This is a genomic window from Lysobacter sp. Root604 (genome assembly GCF_001427505.1).
Lineage (GTDB): Bacteria > Pseudomonadota > Gammaproteobacteria > Xanthomonadales > Xanthomonadaceae > Lysobacter.
The window spans coordinates 125,237-145,238 of the sequence record NZ_LMGS01000012.1; the positions used below are offsets into that span (position 1 = coordinate 125,237).

At 70.1% G+C, this 20,002-nt stretch carries 14 protein-coding genes; 8 read left to right on the top strand and 6 right to left on the bottom strand.

The genetic code is table 11. The features are described from left to right. Positions 1–561: 561 nt before the first annotated feature. A complete protein-coding gene (locus ASD69_RS19160; protein ID WP_056182572.1) occupies positions 562–1,989 on the bottom strand; it encodes a hypothetical protein in 1,428 nt (475 codons plus the stop codon). 268 nt (positions 1,990–2,257) lie between these two features. Beyond that, on the bottom strand, positions 2,258–4,438 hold the full coding sequence (locus tag ASD69_RS19165; protein WP_056182304.1) for a bifunctional (p)ppGpp synthetase/guanosine-3',5'-bis(diphosphate) 3'-pyrophosphohydrolase: 2,181 nt from the start codon (positions 4,436–4,438) through the stop codon (positions 2,258–2,260). Between the two features lie 76 nt (positions 4,439–4,514). On the opposite strand from ASD69_RS19165, the gene ASD69_RS19170 reads away from it, so the two are divergent. Both ASD69_RS19170 and ASD69_RS19175 read left to right on the top strand, forming a co-directional pair. After that, positions 4,515–5,009 (top strand): hypothetical protein, encoded by a 495-nt coding sequence (locus ASD69_RS19170; RefSeq protein WP_056182307.1) that lies wholly within the window; start codon positions 4,515–4,517, stop codon positions 5,007–5,009. A gap of 721 nt (positions 5,010–5,730) precedes the next feature. Then, on the top strand, positions 5,731–6,237 hold the full coding sequence (locus ASD69_RS19175; RefSeq protein WP_056182310.1) for a hypothetical protein: 507 nt from the start codon (positions 5,731–5,733) through the stop codon (positions 6,235–6,237). A 264-nt stretch (positions 6,238–6,501) separates the two neighbouring features. Here the strand turns inward: ASD69_RS19175 and hrpA are convergent, their stop codons facing one another. Then, positions 6,502–10,734 (bottom strand): ATP-dependent RNA helicase HrpA, encoded by a 4,233-nt coding sequence (hrpA, locus tag ASD69_RS19180; RefSeq protein ID WP_056182313.1) that lies wholly within the window; start codon positions 10,732–10,734, stop codon positions 6,502–6,504. Between the two features lie 145 nt (positions 10,735–10,879). Here hrpA and ASD69_RS19185 point away from each other — a divergent pair, with 145 nt between their 5' ends. From ASD69_RS19185 to ASD69_RS19205, 5 genes are all read left to right on the top strand, one after another. Beyond that, positions 10,880–11,455, top strand: coding sequence for a Dps family protein (locus tag ASD69_RS19185; protein WP_056182314.1), 576 nt, complete (start codon positions 10,880–10,882; stop codon positions 11,453–11,455). Between the two features lie 260 nt (positions 11,456–11,715). After that, positions 11,716–13,527: a DNA helicase RecQ gene (recQ, locus tag ASD69_RS19190; RefSeq protein WP_056182317.1), complete on the top strand. Its 1,812-nt coding sequence runs from the start codon at positions 11,716–11,718 to the stop codon at positions 13,525–13,527. Between the two features lie 445 nt (positions 13,528–13,972). Continuing rightward, positions 13,973–14,926, top strand: a complete 954-nt coding sequence (gene pip, locus ASD69_RS19195; RefSeq protein ID WP_056182318.1) for a prolyl aminopeptidase — start codon at positions 13,973–13,975, stop codon at positions 14,924–14,926. A 42-nt stretch (positions 14,927–14,968) separates the two neighbouring features. Beyond that, positions 14,969–15,391, top strand: a complete 423-nt coding sequence (locus ASD69_RS19200) for a hypothetical protein (protein WP_157499335.1) — start codon at positions 14,969–14,971, stop codon at positions 15,389–15,391. Positions 15,392–15,438: 47 nt separating this feature from the next. After that, complete coding sequence (locus ASD69_RS19205) at positions 15,439–15,954, top strand: hypothetical protein (protein WP_056182326.1); 516 nt, start codon at positions 15,439–15,441, stop codon at positions 15,952–15,954. Positions 15,955–16,106: 152 nt separating this feature from the next. Here ASD69_RS19205 and ASD69_RS19210 read toward each other — a convergent pair whose 3' ends face one another. After that, complete coding sequence (locus ASD69_RS19210; protein WP_056182330.1) at positions 16,107–16,700, bottom strand: hypothetical protein; 594 nt, start codon at positions 16,698–16,700, stop codon at positions 16,107–16,109. 210 nt (positions 16,701–16,910) lie between these two features. On the opposite strand from ASD69_RS19210, the gene ASD69_RS19215 reads away from it, so the two are divergent. Continuing rightward, the gene (locus ASD69_RS19215; RefSeq protein WP_056182333.1) at positions 16,911–17,696 is read left to right on the top strand and encodes a GAP family protein; all 786 of its coding nucleotides are present in this window, start codon (positions 16,911–16,913) and stop codon (positions 17,694–17,696) included. Between the two features lie 19 nt (positions 17,697–17,715). On the opposite strand, the gene ASD69_RS19220 is transcribed toward ASD69_RS19215, so the two are convergent. Further along, positions 17,716–18,819 (bottom strand): hypothetical protein, encoded by a 1,104-nt coding sequence (locus ASD69_RS19220; protein WP_157499337.1) that lies wholly within the window; start codon positions 18,817–18,819, stop codon positions 17,716–17,718. A 286-nt stretch (positions 18,820–19,105) separates the two neighbouring features. Beyond that, complete coding sequence (locus ASD69_RS19225) at positions 19,106–19,978, bottom strand: LysR family transcriptional regulator (RefSeq protein WP_056182337.1); 873 nt, start codon at positions 19,976–19,978, stop codon at positions 19,106–19,108. Positions 19,979–20,002: the final 24 nt, after the last annotated feature.

Below are 20,002 nucleotides of genomic sequence, written 5' to 3' on the forward strand. Positions count from 1 at the left end.
GCCCTGCCACACCGCGCGAACGATGCGGTTCGCCTCCGGCTCACCACATCCTACGACCGGCATGGCGCGTGCCGTTGCCGTTGCCGTTGCCGTTGCCGTTGCCGTTGCCGTTGCCGTTGCCGTTGCCGCAGCATTGAAGTCCAAAAGCAACGCACCCACACGACCAACCGTAGACCCGAAGGGTGGCGCGCAGGACGCGCGCCGTTTTTCGAATGGACAGGGATGTCCATTCGAAAAATCCCGGCGAAAGCCTCGAACTCGCAGGGGAGGGTTGGTCACGCTAGCCCTTCTCTTTGGTTACTTTCAGCAGGCGGAAGCCTTTGACCTTCGTGAAAAACAGACGCAAAGCCAAGCAACAGCAAATCCTCCCCAACCCTCCTTTTTCAAAGGAGGGAGCTATAAGCACAGAGAAAGTGACCCGCATGCGCAGCGGGCGGAAGCCTTTGACTTCCGTGAAGAACCCGCACAAGCAACAGCAGGAGCAAATCCTCCCCAACCCTCCTTTTCGAAAGGAGGGAGTTAGGAGCAGAGAAAGCGGCCCGCATGGAGCGCCGACCGCGCTCAGTTCGCCCCAGGCGCAGCCGCGCGCACGCGCTTGGCGAAATCTTCCAGACCCGCCGCCCCCGGGTCCAAGCGGCGCGCCGCGTCCAGCGCCGATTGCGCCGCGCGCAACTCGCCCGCGCCCAGGCGCTCGTCGCCGACCGCGATCCAGCGCTGGGCCAGGCGCCGGCGCGCATCGCCCAGCGCCGCGCCCTCGCCTTCCAGCGCGCGGCGCGCGTCCAGGCATTCGCCGGCGCGGCTGAGGCGATTGCCGCGTAACTCATCCTCGAAACAGCGCCGCGCTGCCGGCAGCAGGCGGGCGGCGGCGGCGCGCACCTTGGGATCCTGCGGCGCGATCGCCTGCGCCGCGCGCAGCTTGTCGTAGGCGCTGTCGCCGGGCGGCGCCAGCAGTTCGCCGCGCGCCTCGGCCGCCGCGGCCTCGTCGAGCAGGCGGTGCAGACGCTGCTGGCGCTGCGCGAGCGGCAGCTCGCCGCCCAGGCGTTTGCGCGACTGGCGCGCGCGTTCCAGGTGCTGGCGCGCCTCGCTCACCGCCGGGGTCGCCGGCGCGATCGCGTCGGCCTCGCGCAGTGCGGCGGCCGCCTCGTCGAAACGGAAATCCGCGGCCTGGCGTTCGCTGCGTTGCGCGTATGCCGTCGCGACCGCGCTCAAGCCGCGCTGGGCCGCGGCGTCGTCGGGCAGCGCCGTCAGGATCTCGCGATAGCCCGCGGCAGCCTCTGGCAAACGGCCGCGGCGCAGCGCGCGCTCGGCCTCGCCGCGGCCGGCATCGGCGCGGCGCGCGAGGTCGGTCAGCGCGTCGGGCAGTTCGCTGTGGCCGGCGTCGGCGGCCTGGACGCGGCGGATGCGCGCGGCGCCGGCCAGCAGGTCGCCGTGGGCCAGGGCCTGACGCGCCTGCTGCAACAGATCGGCCAGGGTGTCCTCGCGGCCCTCCAGGGCTTCGACGCGCTCGGGCTGCAGCGCCAGCACGCGCTGGTACAGCGGCAGGGCGGCGCTTTCGCCGTCGTCGAGGTGGCCGGCCGCGCGCGCGCTGGCGGCCTGCGCGAGCAACTGGTCCAGGCCGGCGTCGGCGGCTTCGCGCGCGCGCAGGCGCCGCTCCAGCGCCTCGGCCTGCGCACGCGGCACCGCCAGTTCGGCGGCCAGGGTCAGGGCGCTGTGGGCATCGGCGTAGCGGCGCTGCGCGATCGCGCGTTCGGCCTGCGCCAGCGCGGCCTGGCCGACCTGGGTCAGGCCGGCGCGCGCTTCGTCGCGGTCCGGGTCCAGGGCCAACGCGGCCTCATAGAGTTGGCGCGCGCCGCGGCCGTCGGCGGAACTCAGGCGGCCTTCGCGCAAAGCCTGGGCGGCGTCGCTGCGCAGTTGCTGCAGGCGCGAATCCGGCCACAACCGGTCCGACAGCGGACGGCGCAACAGCACCAGCGCGAGCAGGACCAGCATCACCAACCCCGCCGCACCCCAGCCGAACCAGGGCCGCGCAGCCGGCGTCCGCTGCGGGCGTTCGCGGCGATCGAAACGCAGCTCGTTCCAAGGCCCGAATTCGGGCTCGATCCGCGCCGGCGCGGTGGCCGGCGTGCGCGCGCCGGGGGGCGGGTTGCGGTCGTTGCGGGGCGGGCGTTCTGACGTCACGGCCGAAGCATAGCCCCGTCGCGGCTGCGTCTGAGTGACGGTGGCGGCGGGCGCGGGATGGCGAGGCGCCGGACGCGCCTCAGCAGCGCTGCGCCTGCTCCACGCCGGGCAGCGAGGACAGCTTGCCCAGCAGGGTCGAGAGCTGGCCGTAGTCGGCCACGCGCAGGCGCAGACGCAGGCGCACGCGCGCGCCGCTGCGTTCGACGTCGCTGCGGATGCTGACCACATGGGCGTTGCCCTGCGCGATCAGATTGGTGACTTCCTTCAGCAGCCACTTGCGGTCCAGCGCCAGTACTTCGATGTCGGTCTCGTAGCCGCTGCCCTTGCGCCCCCATTCCACCGGCAGCACGCGCTGCGGCTGGCCCGCGGCCAGGCGCTCGAACGCGGCGCAGCCGGGCCGGTGCACGCTGACGCCGCGGCCGCGGGTGAGGTAGCCGACGATGGGCTCGCCTGGCAACGGCTGGCAGCAGCGCGCCAGCTGCACCAGCAGGTTGCCGACGCCTTCAACGGTGAAGTCGGTGCTCTTGCTGGGGCGCCGGCGCGGCACCGGCGCCAGGGTGGTGGTGCCGGTCGCCGGCGCTGGCGCAGCCGCCGCGCGCTCGTGTTCGTGCAAGGCGCGTCCGACCTGATGCGGGCCCAGATCGCCCAGCGCGACCTGCACGTAGAGTTCGGCGTCGTTGCCGAGGTTGAAGCGTTCGCGCGCGGGCGCCAGGTCGGCGCCGAGCAGGCCTAGCCGGCGCAGTTCCTTGTCCAGCAGCTCGCGCCCGGCCTGTTCGTTGCGCGCGCGGTCGAGCTTGTGGAACCAGGCCCGGACCTTGTCGCGCGAGCGTCCGCTGGCGAGGAAACCGTTGGCCGCGACCAGCCAGTCGCGGCGCGGTTCGCCGGTCTTGGCGGTCAGGATCTCGACGCGGTCGCCGCTGCGCAGCTTGTGGTCCAGCGGCACGATGCGGCCGTCGACCTTGGCGCCGCGGCAGCGGTGCCCGACCTCGGTGTGGACGTGATAGGCGAAATCCAGCGGCGTCGCCCCGGTCGGCAGGTCGATCACCTCGCCCTTGGGGGTGAGCACGTAGACCCGGTCCTCGACCAGCTCGGTGTCGAGCTCGCCGGCCAGGGTCGCGTCGCCGCCGTCGCGGCCGCCCTCGCCATGGGCGTCGAGCAGCTTGCGCATCCAGGCGATCTTGCGGTCGAAGGAGGCGTCGGCGGCCTGGCTGCCGACCTCCTTGTACTTCCAATGCGCGGCCACGCCGAGTTCGGCCTGGCGGTGCATGTCGTGTGTGCGGATCTGCACTTCCAGGGTCTTGCCTTCCGGCCCGACCACGGCGGTGTGCAGCGAGCGGTAGTCGTTGCGCTTGGGCCGGGCGATGTAGTCGTCGAACTCGCTGGGGATCGGCGCCCACTGGGCGTGGACCACGCCCAGCGCGGTGTAGCAGGCGGCCAGGTCTTCGACCATGACCCGTACCGCGCGCAGATCGTAGAGCTCGCCGATCGGCACGTCCTTGCGCTGCATCTTCTTCCAGATGCTGTAGATGTGCTTGGGCCGGCCGGCGACCTCCGCGCCCTGCAGGCCGGCCGCGGCCAAGGCCCCGCGCAAGGTGCGTTTGACCTGTTCGATGTAGCGCTCGCGGTCGCCGCGCTTCTCGTCGAGCAGGCGCGCGATCTTCTGGTAGGTCTGCGGTTCCAGATAGCGGAACGCCAGGTCCTCCAGCTCCCATTTGAGCTGCCAGATGCCGAGCCGGTTGGCCAGCGGGGCGTGGATGTCGCGAGTCAGCGCGGCCAGTTCGCGGCGCGCGTCCGGCGCCAGGGCGTCGGCGTTGCGCATGCGCGCGAGCTGGCGCGCGAGCAGGATCGGCACCACCCGCAGGTCGCGCACGATCGCCAGCAACAGCCGGCGCAGGCCTTCGTGACCGGAGCGCCCGCCGTGCTCGGCGTGCAGGGTCCAGACCTGGGCGGCGGCGCGCTGGCCGTCGAGCAGGGCCGCCACCGCCGGGAACTGCTTGTCCAGCGCTGTGCCCAGCGCCGCCGCCAGCCCAGGATAGGCGTGCAGCAGCGCGGCCGCGACGGTGTCGCCGTCGGCGCCAAGCAGGCCCAGCGCGTCCAGGGTGGCCGCGACCACCGGCGGTGCGTCCAGCGCATCGCGCGCGGCGGCCGGGTCCAGCGCGGCCTGGTCCAGGCGCTGCCGCAGCGGGCCGGCGATCGTCGCCGCCGAGGCGTGCGCAAGCGTGGTCTGGACCGGAGCGGGGGCGGAAGGCGATGCGTTCATCGCGGATTGCGTATCGGGATCGAAGCGGTTTGGGGGAGCGTCTACACTAGCCGCCAACCGACCCGAGGAACAGCACATGCTCCGCACCCGTCCGCTGATCGTCGCCACCCTGCTCGCGCTGGCACCGCTTGCGGCTTTCGCCCAATCGCTGCCGCCGATCCAACAGGAGATGACGCCCGAGCAGTTCAAGGCCGCGGGCCTGGACAAGCTCAGCGCGGAAGAGCTGGGCCGCCTCAACGACTGGCTCAACCGCAAGATCGGCGACGAGAGCGCCAAGGCCGCCAAGAGCGCCAAGGAAGTGATCGAAACCGAGCACCGCGGTTTCTTCAACTTCGGCGGTTCCAGCGACCCGATCGCCTCGCGCATCAGCGGCGAGTTCCGCGGTTTCGGCCGCGGCCGTCAGTACACGCTCGACAACGGCCAGGTCTGGCAACAGTCCGACGACGCCTCGCTGGCCGGCGTGAAGCTCAGCAATCCGGAAGTGAAGATCAATCCGGGCCTGATCGGCAACGTCTGGTATCTGTCGGTGCAGGGTTACAACGCCCGCGCCAAGGTCCAGCGCATCAAGTGACGCAATGGCCCGTGCGCGCAGCGCACGGCTTTGCCATTGCGTCACCCCCGCGCAGGCGGGGGTCCAGAGCGCCAACGCACTCCCGTGCGCGCAGCGCACGGCTTTGCCATTGCCTCACCCCCGCGTAGGCGGGGGTCCAGAGCGCCAACGCACTCCCGTGCGCACAGCGCACGGCTTTGCCATTGCGTCCCCCCGCGCAGGCGGGGGTCCAGAGCGCCAACGCACTCCCGTGCGCGCAGCGTGCGGCTTTGCCATTGCGTCACCCCTGCCCAGGCAAGGTGGGCCAGAGCGCCAACGCACTCCCGTGCGCGCGGCGCAAGGCCTTGCCATTGCTGTCACCCCCGCGCAGGCGGGGGTAAACGGATGCGCCTGCGAGCCTCCGGCTCGCGTAGCCGCGAACGCCCGAGCGCTATGCGCTCGGGCCGGTGCGGAATAACGAATCGCGTCGTACCAATGGCGCCGACGCCAGGGTCGCTCTTTACAGACCGAGCGCATGGCTCGCGAGCCCCCACCCCGCCTTCGCGGAGATGATGAGCGAACGGCAACGCTGACGACGACACCCGCAGTCTCGGCTGCGCGGCCGCTGGCCACCCTCGCCCGTGTCAAGAAACTGTCACGCCACCGCAATAGTGTGGGCGGCCTGAGCGCGCCGCCTGCTGCCGCCTTATTCCGGCTGGCGACGGCGCCTGTACCCGACTCCGCTGTCGCCAGGCCCGAATCCATGCGTCGATTCCACCGCACCGCCCTCCTGCTCGCGCTCGCCCTGCTGCCCGCCCTGGCCGGCGCGCAGACCGCTTACCGCGACGTCGAACGCCGCCTCAGCCCCGAGCAATTGCGCGAGACCGGCCTGGACGCGCTGACCCCGGCGCAGCTGGCCCTGCTCAACCGCCTGCTGCGCGAGGATGCCGAACGCGAGGCCGCGGCCGCGCCGCCCGCAGCCACGCCGGCATACGCAAGCGCGGCGCCCGCCCGCGACGACGCCGGCCTGCTGGAAGGTGCCGCCGACGGTCCGATCCGCAGCCGCTTGGTCGGCACGGTGTCCGAATGGGCGCCGGGCACGGTGTTCGCGCTGGAGAACGGCCAGCAGTGGCGCGTGCTCAAGGGCGCGCTGAAGCTGACAAAACCGATGCAGGGTCCGCAGATCGTGGTGGTGCCGGGCGTGAGCGGGCGCTGGTTCCTGCAGGTAGACGAGGATCTGCCGAAGGCGCGGGTGCAGCGCATCAAGTGAGGTTTCAGCCCACGCGCGCAGCGCGTGGCTCCGCCGAAACCTCACCCCCGCGGAGGCGGCACCCAGAGCGCCGACGCATTCTCAACAGCGCTCAGCGCGGCCGGCGCGTGCCCAGGACTTTCGCTTGGGGCGAGCCAAGTCGCATGCCCTCATGGCGCCGAAGTCACTGGATCCCCGCCTATGCGGGGATGACGAGCAAAAGCGAAAGCAGAAGAAACGACGAATAGCAAATAGCAAACAGCGAAAACGCCTGATCGCCGCGCCCTAATTCCGCAACTGCGCCAACCGGTTCGCCAGCTTCTTAGGCGACACCCCGCCGCGCACGCCCAGCTCCTGCGCGAACAGCGACACCCGCAGTTCCTCCAGGTCCCAGCGCAGCGCCTGCCAGCCCGTCGATCCGGCCGTGCCGGCGGCGTTCGCGGCCGCCAGGGCGTCGGCGAAAGGCTTGAGCTCCAGCATCCGCGCCTGGTCGCGCACCGGGTCGCGCAGGGCGCGCTCGCCGCGCAGCGCCAGGGCCTTGAGGTAGCGCGGGTATTCACGCAGCGCCTCGGCCGGCACCTCGCGCAGGAAGCCCGGCGGGGTCAGCGTCGCCAGTTGCTTGCGCATGTCGTCGAGGTTGCCGCTGGCCCAGCCCATCAACGGCGATTCCAGTTTGGCGCGCGCCTCGGCGACCGCGCCCAGGATGACTTCGGCCTGACGCAGGCGCTCCATCGCTTCCGGGAACAGTTTTCGCGCGGCCGTCTCGCGGCGCGCCTCGAACGCGGCCGCATCGCGCACTTGCTGCAGTTCGTCGTCGTCGCCCAGCAGCGAGCGCAGCGCGCCGCCAGCCAGGTCGTCGCGCAAACGGTCGCTGTCGCGCGGGCCGTCAGCGCGCGGCGCGGCCGATTCGATCGCCGCGTACAGCAGACCGGTCTTGGGCGATACCGGCAGTTGCTTGCGCGCCTGCTTGAGCTTGTCGGCCAAAGCGATCGCCAGCAATCGGCGTACGCCGTCCGGATGCGCGCGCAGCGCGGCCTCGCGCTCGGCGTGCACGCGCAGGGAAACGCTGTCGCCGTCGTCGTGCAGGGCCGGGAACGCGGGCACGCCGGCCGCGCCCGGCACCGACACCGGAATCGGCTGCTCCGGGAACGCGACCAGACCGCGCTGGCCCAAGCCGTCGGCGGCGCGTGCCGCGAATGCGCGCGCGGCGCGCTCGCCGAAGCGCGCGCGCAGTTCGTCCAGATCGCGCGACTCGGCCAGCACTAGCGGTTCGCTCTTGCGGCCGCCACCCTTGTCGTCGCCGCTATCGAGCAGACGCAGGTTCATGCGCAGATGCGCCTCGATCGCGCTCGGATCGAAGTCGGTGGCCACGACCTCGGTGCCGGTCAGCTTGCGCAGGAAGCGCGCGAGCGCGCCGGCCAGATCGTCGGCCTCGGGCTGGGTGTGCGCTTGCTGAAAGGCCTTGGCGAAATCCGGCGCCGGCACGAAATTGCGGCGCAGGGTCTTGGGCAAGGACTTGATCAGCGCTGCCGCCTTGTCGGCGACGAAACCCGGCGCCAGCCAGGACAGTTGGGCCGGGTCCAGCGCGTTGAGCAGATGCAGCGGCACCGCCAGGGTCATGCCGTCGTCGGGCGCGCCCGGCTCGAAGCGATAACGCACCGCCAGACGCGCGTTGCCGAGCTGCAGATAAGGCGGGAACCGCGCGGCCTCGCTCTCGCCGCCGACCATCAGGTCCGCATTGGACCATTCCAGCGCCGCCTTCTCGGCCGCGGGCAGCTTGGCGTACCAAGCGTCCAGGGCCTGCGCGTTGTGGATCTGCGCGGGCAACCGGTCCAGGTACCACTGCGCCATCCATTCCTCGTCGACCACCAGGCCGGCGCGGCGCTGCTTGGCCTCTTCGTCCAGCGCCTTCGCAAGCGTGGCCAGGTTGCGCTGCAGGAAGGCGGCGCGGGTGTTGATCTCGCCGGTGACCAGGGCATCGCGGGCGAAGATCGCGCGGCTCTCCTCCGGGAACAGCGCGCCGTAGTGCACCGGCCGCTTCGGCGCCAGCACCAGGCCGAACAGGCTGATCTGCTCGCTGCCGACCACCCGCCCCTGCGAACGCGCCCAGCGCGGGTCGTGATAACGGCGCGCAAGCAGGTGCGGCAGCTCCTGGATCGCCCAATCCGGCTCGATCCCGGCGTTGGTCATCGACCACACCCGCTCGGTGTCCAGCAAGGTCGCGGCCAGCACCCACGGCGGCGGCTTCTTGGCCAGCGGCGACCCCGGGAACAGTTGGAACTTGCGGCCGCGCGGGCCGTCGTAAAAGCCCTTGTCTCCGCGCTGGCCGATCTGGCTGGGCAGGCCGGCCAGCAGCGCGCGGTGCAAGGTGGCGTAGGCGGAGGCGTCGTAGCCGCCGGCGGCGTCTTCGTCGGGTTTGCGCGCCTGCCCTCCCTGACGATGACCCTGGCGCTGTAACGGCAGCTGCGCGGCGTCGCGGCTGCGTTCGCTCGCGACCGCACGAGCCGACGGCTCTTGAGCGCGGTCGCTCGCCCAGCCCAGTTCCTCGCACAACAGCTTGAGCTGGCGATGCAGCTCGCGCCATTCGCGCATGCGCAGGAAACCCAGGAAGTGCTTTTCGCACCAGCTACGCAGCTTGGACTGGGTCAGCTCCTCGTGCGCGTTCTGGTAGGCGTCCCACAGTTTGAGGATGCCGATGAACTCCGAACGCGGATCGGCGAACTCGGCGTGCGCGGCGTCAGCCGCGCCGCGCTGATCGGCCGGGCGCTCGCGCGGGTCCTGGATGCCGAGAAAGGCGGCGATCGCGATCATCTCGCGCAGGCAGCCGTGGGCCTGCGCGGCCACCAGCATGCGCGCCAGTTTCACGTCCACCGGCAGGCGCGCCATGCTGCGGCCGACCGCGGTCAGGCGGCGCTGCTCGTCGACCGCGCCCAACTCGGTCAGCTGCTGCCAGCCGTCGGCGATCGCGCGGCTGTCGGGCGGCTCCAGGAACGGGAAGTCCTCGATGATGCGCGCCGCGCCGCCGGCTTCTGCATCGCCCGCGCGCTTGCCCGCGCGGCCGTCGATGCTGCCCAGACCCAGCGAGAGCATGCGCAGGATCACCCCGGCCAGGGCGGCGCGGCGGATTTCCGGATCGGTGTAGCGCGGCCGCGATTCGAAATCGGCCTCGCTGTAGAGCCGGTAGCAGGTGCCCTCGCTGATGCGGCCACAGCGGCCCTTGCGCTGGTCGGCGCTGGCTTGCGACACCGGCTCGATATGCAGGCGGTCGAGCTTGCCGCGTGGGCTGTAGCGCTTTACCCGCGCCAAGCCGGGGTCGACCACGTAACGGATGCGCGGCACCGTCAGCGAGGTCTCGGCGACGTTGGTGGCCAGCACGATGCGGCGCTTGGGGCCGGGGTTGAACACCCGGTCCTGATCGCGCACCGACAGCCGCGCGTACAGCGGCAGCACTTCGGTCTCGCGGTATTTTCGCCGTTCCAGGGCCTGGTGGGCGTCGCGGATCTCGCGTTCGCCGGACAGGAAGATCAGCACATCGCCGCGCGGATCCTCGCGGGTGATCTCGTCGCAGGCGGCGACGATGCCGTCGTTGACTGAAAGGCCGGGAGTCGGGAGTCGGGCATCGGGAGTCGTAGCAGCGGCTTCGCGACGGCTCGGTTTTTCGATTCCCGATTCCCCATTCCCCATTCCCGTATCGTCCAAAGGACGATACCGCACCGACACCGGATAGCCTCGGCCCTCCACGCTGACCACCGGCGCATTGTCGAAATGGGCCGCGAAGCGCTCGGTATCGATGGTCGCCGAGGTCACGATCAGCTTGAGGTCGGGACGCTTCTTGAGCAGTTGCTTCAGATAACCGAGCAGGAAGTCGATGTTGAGGCTGCGTTCGTGGGCCTCGTCGATCAGGATGGTGTCGTAGGCCGACAGCCAGCGGTCGGACTGGATCTCCGCCAGCAGGATGCCGTCGGTCATGAATTTGATCGCGGTGCGCTCGCCGACGTTCTCGTTGAAGCGCACCTGGTAGCCGACCGCGCCGCCGACCGGGGTGTTCAGCTCCTCGGCCACGCGCCGCGCCACCGCGCGCGCGGCGATCCGGCGCGGCTGGGTGCAGCCGATCATGCCGGCCGCGCCGCGCCCGGCCGCCAGGCACAGCTTGGGCAGCTGGGTGGTTTTGCCCGAACCGGTCTCGCCGGCGATCACCACCACCGGATGCGCGCGGATCAAGGCCACGATCCGCTCGGCCTCGGCCGCGATCGGCAGCGAGGCCTCCACCGGCGCGCTGGGCAGGGCGGCGGCGCGCGCCTCGCGCTGCGCCACCGACACCGCCAGGGCCTGCGCGAACGCCTCGCGCGCGGCCGCATCGGCGGGCTTGCCGTTCCAACGCGACCACAGCCCGTGCAGGCGGCCGCGATCGCGGCTCATCGCGCCGTCGATGGCGCGCCGGGCCTGGCGTAACGCGGCGCTAGCGTTCGTGGCGCTAGCATCGTCGGCAGGTGATTGTTTGGAGGACTCGTTCTTCATCGATAGATCGTCTGCATCGCAGCGCTAGGCACAAACCATTTCACATCGGCGGCGACAGCGCCTATTGTCGTCGCAATGCCGGAAAAACCCTATCCGGCGCCCTTTTCCACCCATCCGCATCCCCACACAAGGACAGAGCCCCCCCATGGCCAAGTCGACCAAGCCCGACAAGAGCAAGACCAGTAAGACCAAGGCCGCCAAGCCGCTGGCGCAGGCCGCCTCGCCCGCGCCGGGCAGCAGCGCGCCATCCATCGATATCGGGATCTCGCCGGCCGATCGCAAGAAGATCGCCGAGGGCCTGTCGCGCTTCCTGGCCGACAGCTACACCCTGTACCTGAAGACCCACAACTTCCATTGGAACGTGACGGGCCCGATGTTCAATGCCCTGCACGTGATGTTCGAAACCCAGTACACCGAGCAGTGGACCGCGCTGGACGAGATCGCCGAGCGCATCCGCGCGCTGGGCTTCAATGCGCCGGGTTCGTACGCCGAGTTCGTGCGCTTGAGCTCGATCCCGGAAGAACCGGGCCTGAGCGACGCCGCCGACTGGCGCGAGATGGTCCGCCAGCTGGTGGTCGGCAACGAAGCCGTCTGCCGCACCGCGCGCAAGGTACTCGACCAGGCCGACGACGTCGATGACGCCCCGACCGAGGACCTGCTGACCCAGCGCCTGCAGACCCACGAGAAGTACGCCTGGATGCTGCGCTCGCTGCTGCAGTAAGCGATTAGCCTTAGCCCCTTGTGGGAGCGGCGTGAGCCGCGATTCGGGGCGTCCGCGCAGCGGGCGGCCCCGACCTGATCGCGGCTCGCGCCGCTCCCACAGGGGCAGGCACCGATGGCCGCCGGCCATCGCCGCCCCCGACGGCCGGTGGCGGCCGCGTGCCCCGGATAGCGCGCCCTGGGCCGCCCGCGGCGAATTCCTACAGCGGGCCACGGCATCGGCTTAGCGGCCATAAGGGCGACGCTCGTTACACTAGCGCCATGTCAGACCACGCCCTCGACCTGCTGCGCCGCACCTTCGGCCATTCCGACTTCCGCGGCGAACAGGCGCAGATCGTCCACCACGTCAGCGAGGGCGGCGACGCCCTGGTGCTGATGCCCACCGGCGGCGGCAAGTCGCTGTGCTACCAACTGCCCTCGCTGCTGCGCGACGGCTGCGGCATCGTGGTCTCGCCGCTGATCGCGCTGATGCAGGACCAGGTCGAAGCCCTGCGCCAGCTTGGCGTGCAGGCGGCCTTCCTGAACTCCACCCTGGACGCGACCGCCGCGGCCGAGGTCGAACGCCAGCTCCTGGCCGGCGAACTCGACCTGCTCTACGTGGCCCCCGAGCGTCTGCTGACCGGGCGCTTCATGTCCCTGCTCGATCGCGCCCCGATCGCCCTGTTCGCGATCGACGAGGCCCACTGCGTTTCGCAATGGGGCCACGACTTCCGCCCCGAGTACCGCGAACTCACCGTACTGCACGAGCGCTGGCCGCAGATTCCGCGCATCGCCCTGACCGCGACCGCCGACGCCCCGACCCAGCGCGAGATCGCCGAACGCCTGAACCTGGAAGACGCGCGCCGCTTCGTCAGCTCCTTCGACCGCCCCAACCTGCGCTACCGCGTGGTCCATAAGGACAACGGCACCCGCCAGCTGCTGGATTTCCTGGCCGCCCACCGCGGCGACAGCGGCATCGTCTATGCCTTCTCGCGCCGGCGCGTGGACGCGGTGGCCGAGCAACTGGTCGAAGCCGGCATCCGCGCCCTGCCCTACCACGCCGGCATGGACGCGGCCACGCGCGCCGCCAACCAGCGCCGCTTCCTGCAGGAGGACGGCGTGGTCATGGTCGCCACCATCGCCTTCGGCATGGGCATCGACAAGCCCGACGTGCGCTTCGTCGCCCACATCGATCTGCCCAAGTCGATCGAGGGCTACTACCAGGAAACCGGCCGCGCCGGCCGCGACGGCGAACCGGCCGAGGCCTGGCTTTGCTACGGCCTGGGCGACGTGGTCAACCTGCGCCAGCTGATCCAGCAGGGCGAGGCCGGCGAGGAGCGCAAGCGCCTGGAGCTGCGCAAGCTGGACGCCCTACTCGGCTATTGCGAATCCACCCAATGCCGGCGCCAGTCGCTGCTGGGCTGGTTCGGCGAACCGCACCCGGGCGCCTGCGGCAACTGCGACAACTGCCTGGAGCCGCCGCAGAGCTGGGACGGCACCCAGGCCGCGCGCAAGGCGCTGTCCTGCGTGTACCGCACCGGCCAGCGCTTCGGTGCCGGCCATGTGATCGATGTGCTGCGCGGCGTGGAGACCGAGAAGGCGCTCAAGTTCGGCCACGACCGCCTCAGCACCTGGGGCATCGGCAGCGACCTGGACGCGCGCCAATGGAGCAGCGTGTTCCGCCAGCTCGTCGCCGGCGGCCTGCTCGAAGCCGACATCGAACGCCACGGCGCCCTGCGCCTCACCGCCGACAGCGGCCCGGTGCTGCGCGGCGAGCGCGACCTGCGCTTCCGCACCGAACAACCCAAGACCGCGCGCAGCCGCAAACCGCGCGCCGGCGCCGCCGCGGCGCCGATGATCGACCTCGACCCGGCCTCGCTGGCGCGCTTCAACGCCCTGCGCGAATGGCGCTCGAGCACCGCGCGCGAACAGAACGTGCCCGCCTACGTGATCTTCCACGACGCCACCTTGCGCGCGATCGCCGAAGCCGCGCCCGACGACCTCGACGACCTGTCGCAGATCCCCGGCATCGGCGCCAGCAAACTCGACCGCTACGGCGAGGCCGTGTTGCAGCACCTGCTGGACCACGCCTGAGCCGCACCACCACCGCCTGCGCAAACCATCCACCGCAACCAACCTGACCCGCCCGCTGTAGGAGCGGCGCAAGCCGCGACCGCGCACCCCACCATCCGGCGCAAGCCCAGCATCGCGACGCCCCTCGCTGCCCCCTGTAGGAGCGGCGCAAGCCGCGACCACGCACCTCACCCTCCGGCGCAAGCCCAGCATCGCGACGCCCCTCCCTGCTCCCTGTGGGAGCGGCGTAAGCCGCGATCGCGAAATTCACCCAACGACGCGAGCCACGCTCCGCCGCGACACGCCGCCACGCGATCGCGGCTTACGCCGCTCCCACAGGGTAGGAATCTCGCCCTCGATCGCCCGCGTCGCCTCTGTCTACCGGTCCACCGCCCGACTACCGCCCCACCATCGTCCGCATGGCCGCCTCACCGTATGCTTGGCGCAACACCCAAGGAGCGGCGCCATGCGCGAGCTGTACCCCGAGATCCAGCCCTACCGCACGCATCGCCTGGCGGTCGACGATCTGCACGAGCTGCACATCGAGGAATGCGGCAATCCCGACGGGCTGCCGGTGATCTTCCTGCACGGCGGCCCCGGTGCCGGGGTCTCGCCCTACCACCGCCGCTTCTTCGATCCGGCGCGCTACCGCATCGTTCTGTTCGACCAGCGCGGCGCCGGCAAATCCACGCCGCATGCCGAGCTGCGCGACAACACCACCTGGCACCTGGTCGCCGACATTGAGCGCATCCGCGAACACTTCGGCATCGACCGCTGGGTGGTGTTCGGCGGCTCCTGGGGATCGACCCTGGCCCTGGCCTACGCCCAAGCCCATCCCCAGCGCTGCCTGGGATTGGTGCTGCGCGGCATCTTCCTGGGCCGGCCCGGCGAGCTGCGCTGGTTCAACGAACTCGACGGCGGCGCGCGCTGGATCTTCCCGGAACGTTGGGAGCGCTACGTCGCGCACATACCCGAAGCCGAACGCGACCACCTGACCGAGGCCTACTGGCGCCGCCTCGACAGCGAGGATCCGGCCGTGCGCCTGGCCGCCGCCCAGGCCTGGGGCTATTGGGAGGGCGGCAGCACCACTTTGATCCACGATCCCGACGAGGCCGGCAATTTCGAGGAACCGCACCTGGCGATCAGCGTGGCGCGCGCCGAAGCGCATTACTTCCGTCACGACGTGTTCCTGGAACCGGATCAACTGCTGCGCGACGTCGGCCGCATCCGTCATATCCCCGCCACCATCGTGCAGGGCCGCTACGACGTCATCTGCCCGGTGAAGAGCGCCTACGACCTCGCCCAGGCCTGGCCCGAAGCCGAGTTCCGGGTGGTGCTGGCCGGGCACAGCGCGGCGGATCCGGCGATCGTGGACGTGCTGGTCGCTGCGACCGACGCCCTGGCCGATCGGTTCGCGTAGTCGGCCACCTGGCCGGTCGCACCGAAGGAGCTCATCGGAATCATGGGGTCGCTCTGGGGCAGCACCTGCGAGTGCCGGAACTGCGAGTTCCGGTTCTCAAGCCATCATTCGTACGGCAGCTATCGCGGCGACCCGCCGATGGGCGGATATTTCTACGTGGTGTGCGCCGACTGCGCGGCGCAGCACATGGTGCCGACCCGCGGCGCGCGCGGCCCCGCCGACGGCGAGCGCATGGAGCTGTGCGCCGTGTCCACCGAGCGGGGTCAGGTCCGGCTGCAAGGCAGCGGCGTGTATCTGGAGTTCTACGAGCTCGCCGACGCCGCGACCTGGTCCGACCTCTTCACGCTGTCCACCACCGCCTGCCCGGCCTGTTGCGCACAGGGCGTGCTTAAGGTCGAACTCCATGCCGGTAATGCCTGCCCGCGCTGCAAGCGGATGGCGCTAAATTGCGATCGGATGCCCTAGGCTTTCCGAACGCTCGCTCACGGCCTTTGGCGTTACAGGAGTACTTCATGCGCACCCCGCTAGCCACTCTGGTCGCCCTCGACGAGGACGATCTGTCCGAGGCGCTGATCTGGATCGACTGGCGCTCGTTCGAGTCCGAGGTGGTCACCGGCTTTTCCGATGAACTGGCCGAAGACGACGCGATCGGCATGCTGGACGAGGACGAGCCCCGGGAGCTGGTCCATCGCGGCGCGACCTATGCGATCCCGCTGACCGGGAGCGGTCGCGACCGCTACGTCATGATCGCGTCCGTCGCGCAGATCCTCAAAGACCGCTACAGCGTGTTCGTGCACAGCGATTCCTACAGCGATTCGGACACGCACGGATTCCTGGTGCTGACGAACACGGAAGCCGACCTGGCGCGGCGGCAGCACGCCGATTGGCTGAGCCGGAACTTCGAACCGTTGCCGATGGGCATCGACGGCTTCAGCGGCAAGCCCATTGCGTATCTGGGCTACACGCCGCCCGAGGGCGAAGCCGAGGAACCCGCACCGAGGAAAAAGCCGTTCTGGAAGATCTGGTGATCGGCACGCCGTCGCCTACGCAGGCGGCGCTGACGCCCGCACCGCCGTTCGAATCGCGGACCGGGCCTGAAGCCCGCGACGGACGCCGCCTGCGCGCGGCGGCGCCCACCGGCATGCAGCGACGCGCGCAACGCGCGCCGCCGCGGATGCGCTCACTCCCGCGCAGGCGCGAACTTCATGGTTTCGTACAGCTTGGCCATGCCGGCGCTGGCGGCGCTCTCGTTCGCAGCCAGGGTCTGGGCGTAGATCAGACAGACCCAACCGTCGCCGCAAGGCTTAAGCGCATACAGGTCGACCCGCTGGGCGTACGGCGAATCGGCGCCGAACACGGTATGGGTGTAGCGCGAAACCATGGCCGGGTGACGTCCGCCCAGCTTGTAGTCGCTGTGCTTGGGTTCGCTGTAGTTCTTGGAGCCGTCGATCTGGCGCGCGACCAGGAACTCGGCCGCGCCCTCCAGCGACGGCGCGATGTCGTCGGGATAGACCTGCAGCGTGATTTCCAGGCCCAGGGTCTCGAAGTCCGGCTTGTCAGCCTCGATACCCAGCGCGCGCCCGCCACCCTCGTCCATGGCGGTGTTCTCGGTCACCGTCCAGTTGCCCGGCAGCGAAACGCTGATGCCGTCCTGGGCGTATTGCTTAGCGTGAGCGACATCGGGGGCGGCGATGGCGGGCGTGGCGATCTTTTCGGCGTGAACCGGCGTCGCGGCGGCCAGCGCCAGCAACAGGCAGAACGAGGAACGGAGCATGGGATTCCTTTCGATGGGGGATGAACGCCGCAGGGGCGCGGGCCACGATAGACGCTGCCGAGGTCTTCGACAATCGCAAACCGGACGCCGCAGCGGCAAGCGCGCGGCCTTCGCGCGACCGGCGGTGTCGTCGATCCGGCCGCCGGCCGCGTTCGCACCGATACCCGCGCTTCCGGCACAATTCGCGTCCACTCGCGCGATCGGGACCGCATGACCGACATCGCTCTACCGGTACTGGGCCTGGCCGTCGTCGACAGCGTCAACCCGTCCGCACTGGCCGTCGCGCTGTGGTGGATGGCGCGCCCGGGCGCGGGGCCGCGCCTGCTGGCCTACATCGCCGGCATCGCCGTCACCTACACAGCGCTGGGCATCGCCCTGATGCTGGGCTTGGGCACCACGGTCGAGCGCTACGGCACCGTCTTCGATCATCCGCTGGTACTCGCGCTGCAATTGGTGCTCGGCCTGGGCATGCTGGCCTACGGCATCTTCGCGCCCAAACAGGCCAAGCACGCCCCCGAACAGCCGCAGCCACGCGTCGGCGGCCTGATCGGCATGGTCCTGCTGGGGATGACGGTGACCGCGATCGAAATGGTCACCGCCTTGCCCTACTTCGCCGCGATCGCCCTGATGACCTCGGCCTCGCTCGCGTACTGGCAATGGCTGCCGCTGCTGCTGGTCTACAACGCGATCTTCGTCGCGCCGCCGCTGCTGTTGCTGGCCCTGTATGTGTTCGCCGGTCGCCGCCTGCAGGGCCGCTTCGAACGCTGGCGGCTGTCGCTGCAGCGCGGCGCGCGCGAAACCCTGCTGTGGATCGTGGCGATCGCCGGCGTGGCCCTGGCCGGCGACGCGGCCAGCCGATTCATGGGCCAGCGCGGCGACCTGGACGAGATCCTCGCCCGCGAGCGCTGCAACGCCGCCGCACGCGAGCCCATGGCCCATGCCGGCTCAGCGCGCCCGCACCATGCCGTGTGCGTCGGCCTGGCGGAGCAGGCTTAGTCGCTCGCTGCCGCCGACCTCAGTTCGATTTCCCGAAAATCGCGCTGCAACTGTTGCTGTAGCTCAGGCTCTGCAGGCTTTGGCCCTTGGTGACGTAGTCGACGATCATGCCGTCGCGGATTTCGAAGCTGGCGGTGCAATCGACGTTGGTTTCCGATCGCGCCGGCGCGCCGCCCACGCACATCATGCCGCCGTTCCTGGAGTTGGGATCGGGCACGTACATATTGCCCGCCCCGCAGCCTTGCGACGGATCGGGCCCGAGCAGAACGGTGGCCTTGTAGTAGTGCAGGATGCGCTGAGCGCCCTTGTCCTCGAAGGTGGTCGGCTTGCCCCAGGCGCCGACCAGTTCGGTTTCGCCATGCCCGATCCAGGGATCGAGGCCGTTGCGCACCTCGCGCGGCTCCCGCTTCTTGCGCGCCTTGGCGATGCTGGCGTTCGCCGCGGTCAGCGCCATTACGTCGGCGGTGCGCTGCTGGTCCTGCTTATCGGCCTCGACGACCTGGCCGGCGATGGCATTGGCTTCGGCGAGCGCCGCTTTCCTGCGCTCGGCGAGCTCGGCCATTTTGGCGTCCATCTCCTGCTTGGACCGCTTGCTAGCTACGACCGGGCGCTTGCCGTCGCTCCAGAAGTTTTTCCAGGCGAAGTCGCCGATGGCGGTGGTCGTAAGCGGCCCCATGAAGAGCAAACCGCGCTCGCTATTGTTGGCTTTACGCATCGCTAGCCGTTCGGCCTGCGCTTTCGGGCCCATCTCGCAAGCGAATTCGACCAGCTTGCGGTCGACCGCGTCCTTGGGCGGATGCGCGGGCTGGTCGGGCACGGTCTTGACGAAGTCGTCGCGCGGCGAGACCTGGATCAGCTTTTCTTCCAGGGTCTGCTCGTCGCAATCGACGATGACGTTGGAGGTCACCGAGTCGGGCGACTTCGGATGCTCCATCAGCGAGAAGGTTTCCAGCTTGTAGCTGTTCTTGGTGAAAGGAACGGGATCGAGAAACGCCTCGTCGACCGCGACGATCAGCCGAGCCGGCTTCTCGCCGCCCATGAACACCAGCCACCATTCTCCCGCCATCGCGGGCGTCGCCATCATCGCGGCCACGACCGCGACGACCATCCTGCATTTCTTCATATCGGGCTCCCGCGCACTGCCGAAAACTGTGGATCATGCGGCGATCGAAGTCGAGGCGATCGCCCCGCGATTCAGCGCAAACTCCGCGCATTTCGGCGCAAACTTCCGTTCCCAGACATGGCCGGCGGCCGGCGCTACCACCGCGCATGGCATAGCGCGCCTATCCGATCTTCGCTAAACACCCTTTCGGTGAGCAGGCCCTCGCCCACCCGCCTTTGCGCCCGCACGGCGGGCGACGAGCCGCACGCGCGAACGGCCGCGGCGCCTCGAGAGCGTTTTGCCGCCCTCAGGCCTCGCCGCGCGCGAAGCTCGCGCGTATGCAGCCTTCGAGCGTGCGCAGCGCGGCGCCGTCCGCGCCGGGCAGGCGGCGCAGATTGACGTAGTAGTGCGGCAGCGCGGGCAGGCCGTGACCGCGCAGCACGTCCAGACCATCGGGTACGCTGTTGGCCAGGAAGGTCGACACCGCCATGTCGGCCTCGATCGTGCCGGTCACCGATTCGAGATGGCCGAGGTGACCGATCGGGCGCCACGGAATGCCCGCATGGCCCAGCGCCTCGATGGTCGCCGCGCGCACGCCGCAGCGTTCTTCGTGGCAGACCGCGACCGGCAGCGGCCGGCGTCGCGGCGCCTCGCCGCCGCGCGCGCCCACCCAGACCAGATCGTCGCTGAGCAGCAGCTCCTCGCCCTGGCCGGGCTCGCGTTCGGCCAGCACCGCCAGGTCGACCTGTCCGCCGCGCAGCAGCTCGCGCATGCTCTGGTTATTGTCGCTGAGCAGGGTCAGCTGCACTTCCGGATGGCGGCGGCGGAACGCCTGGAATACCGTCGGCGCCATCAGTTCGGCGACGTCGTGCGCCACGCCCAGACGGATCTCGCCGGGCTCGTCGGCACCGCGCATGGCGCGCACCACTTCGTCGTTGAGCGCGATCAGCCGCTGCGCATGGGCGAGCAGGCGCTGGCCGGCGGGCGTGGGCTTGAGGCTGTCGCCGCCGCGATCGAATAGGATGGCGTCGAGCAGTCCTTCCAGACGCTTGATCTGCTGGCTCACCGCGCCCTGGCTGAGATGCACCACGCGCGCGGCGGCGGTCATGCTGCCCGTGCTCACCACCGCCACGAAGGCGCGCAGCAGGGCTATGTCGATATCGCGTACGCCTGTCGCCATTCGATTTCCTAATGAGCGCCAGCA